A 758-nucleotide genomic window follows, 5' to 3' on the forward strand; every position below is an offset into this window, starting at 1 on the left:
GTCCGAGGACGAGGAGCCGTCTGACGAGGAGCCGTCCGACGAGGAGCCGTCCGAGGACGAGGAGCCGTCTGACGAGGAGCCGTCCGAGGACGAGGAGCCTTCCGACGACGCAGAGCCTTCCGAGGACGAGGAGCCTTCCGAGGACGCAGAGCCTTCCGAGGACGAGGAGCCCGCTGCCGAAGAGGGCGACGACGAGGAGCCCTTGGAGGACGAGGACTACGAAGAGGCCGAAGAAGACGAGGAAGACGAAGACGGCGGGGAAGAGGAGCAGGCCCCTCGCGGCCGGCGCCGCACCGCCTCGGCGCGCGGCTGACGTGCGCCGCCCACACCACCACCACGGACGGGGCTGATCCACGTGTCCGATTCACTGGCGGGCCGCATGGGCGCCTCCCCAGGAGTGTCCTCGTACGGCCAGCAGGGGTCATCCGCGAATCTGGCCGACATCCTGGAGCGCGTCCTGGACAAGGGCATCGTCATCGCGGGTGACATCCAGATCAATCTGCTCGACATCGAACTCCTGACCATCAAGCTCCGGTTGCTCGTCGCATCCGTGGACAAGGCCAAGGAGATGGGCATCGACTGGTGGGAGCACGACCCCTCCCTCTCCTCCCGGGCCCACACGGACCGGACACCACCGGTCCGCGGACCGGCCGCTGACGGCGGGGCGCCGGCCCCGCTGGAGGAGGAGAACGCACGGCTGCGGGCGGAGATCGCCGAGCTCAGGTCCGCGGCGGGCCTTCCCGCCGCAGCAGCGGCGG

At 70.1% G+C, this 758-nt stretch carries 2 protein-coding genes; both read left to right on the top strand.

The window, feature by feature from the left end; genetic code table 11:
- Nucleotides 1–313, top strand: a 313-nt coding sequence (locus tag IH13_RS0114170; protein ID WP_199814655.1) for a hypothetical protein, incomplete at its 5' end; no start/stop codon positions are given.
- Nucleotides 314–355: 42 nt separating this feature from the next.
- Nucleotides 356–758 (top strand): gas vesicle protein (locus IH13_RS0114175; protein WP_031084375.1); only part of this gene is annotated, 403 nt, incomplete at its 3' end.

The organism is Streptomyces sp. NRRL WC-3549 (assembly GCF_000721935.1).
Lineage (GTDB): Bacteria > Actinomycetota > Actinomycetes > Streptomycetales > Streptomycetaceae > Streptomyces.